Annotated in this window: 3 protein-coding genes; all 3 read right to left on the minus strand. The window is 37.3% G+C overall.

Features of this window, described 5'->3' with window-relative positions; translation table 11 throughout:
• The coding region (locus JSS34_08860; protein ID MBS0186404.1) for a hypothetical protein at positions 1–521 on the minus strand (521 nt) is incomplete at its 3' end.
• Positions 522–557: 36 nt separating this feature from the next.
• Positions 558–950 (minus strand): DUF2750 domain-containing protein, encoded by a 393-nt coding sequence (locus tag JSS34_08865; protein ID MBS0186405.1) that lies wholly within the window; start codon positions 948–950, stop codon positions 558–560.
• Positions 951–952: 2 nt separating this feature from the next.
• The coding region (locus tag JSS34_08870; protein ID MBS0186406.1) for a hypothetical protein at positions 953–1,608 on the minus strand (656 nt) is incomplete at its 5' end.

The raw sequence follows: 1,608 nt of genomic DNA on the forward strand, positions 1-1,608 counted from the left end.
TCTAAATGATCTCCTGTTAAGCTCCAAAAGTAATCTTCAACTTCTTGTGCAGAGAGAGAATTTGATCTTGGACGATGTTTAAGAAAATCTTTAGAAAGAGGCGCTCTTTTTTGAGAATCAGAAGAGGGATTCCACAAGTGCTGCGCATATTGGAGGCTTTCTCTTTCTGTGATAAAACTTTCAAATCTTTGATTAGAGACGCTGAGTTCCGAATGCCATTTGGACGAAAATACCTCTGCAAGATGAAGCATTTTTGTTGGCGCACGAAGGCCTAAATCATGTGCAACAGCACCTCTTGGATCGAGAGCTCTTGCCGTTTGAGAATGGGCATAGGATCTTGATGCAGTATTTCTGCTTAAAGCTTTTACCTTTGCCTTTCCTCTTAGTACATAAGGATCTTGAGGTGCTCCTTCTTCCTGCTCTTCATCCGCAAAGAAGCCTCTTGCACTTGACGCGTCCGTATATTCATTCTCCGGAACCCCAAAGTGCTTTCTTGCAGCTTGTTCAACAGCGGACGTCATATAGTTGCAGAAAAATCTCTTAAATGGTATGGATATTTATTCAATTCGATCAAGTTCTCTTAAAAGATCTTTTTTTAATTGTTCTGAATCCAGAATAATACCTTTATCATTAGGCGTATAAAAAACCGCAATAAAAATTTTTGTTTTTTTCATCTCATCTAAATAATCATCTAAAAATTCATGAATCTCAATATTTTTAGGAAAGGCTGCTTTCCAATAGTTTTCTATACATAATTCAGCATATTCTTTTGCGGGCCATATAGGAAAGAAAAAGTTTCCTGCATTATCTGCTGCAGACACCCAACCATTATCATAAAGTCCCCAAATAAATGCTCGGTCGGCCACTCGTTTTAGAAAATATTCATATCGTTTTGCAGGGCTTAATTTTATAACAGCTTCTATTTCTTTATTATTTATAGTACCTAGCATCTTTATTCCTTTTTATCTAAATTTTGAGCCGTTTTATTTTTGCGTCCAAGATTGTCAAAGCGATGTTGTATTTTATGTAAAGATTTATCTTGAAGAATTGCGTGTTCATAACTAAATCCTTTAGCAGATTCAAATCCTCTTTTATGTGCCAGTTCTTTCCCTGGAGGAACTCTTAAAGTTTCTCTTTTTTCTCTTTGAATTTGATTAAATTCTTGCTTTAACCATCCTCTGTCCTTTGAGCCCAATTTTTCATCTGTCATCAATTCCTTAAGTCTTTTTTGCTTTCCAGATCTTCCTAGCTTTTTTAATTTCTTTAATGATTCCCCGTCTAAAGCTACTGAGCCTTCTTTTTGAACTTTTTGGAGAACTTTGGTACCTTGAACACCAGCTTTTTCTGAGGCAAGAGAAGATGGAAAAAACATGCCTTCTAAGTTGAGTGAGTCAACAAGCCTTGAGGTCTTTCGGGCTATGCCTTCAAAAGTTGATGATATTGTAGAGCTTTTTTTAAGAAATGCAATTCCCTGTTTGCTTGCTGCAACGGAAGCTTTTGCAAGGCCCTGTGTTACTGCAGAAAAGATTTGTCCTGTTCCTATTGTTGCTGCGGCGAGTTTCACTTCACCTGCTGTTTCAGGAACGAGCAAAAGAGCAGCTTCTCTTA

It is taken from the genome of Pseudomonadota bacterium (genome assembly GCA_018242545.1).
Classification (GTDB): Bacteria; Pseudomonadota; Alphaproteobacteria; order 16-39-46; family 16-39-46; genus 16-39-46.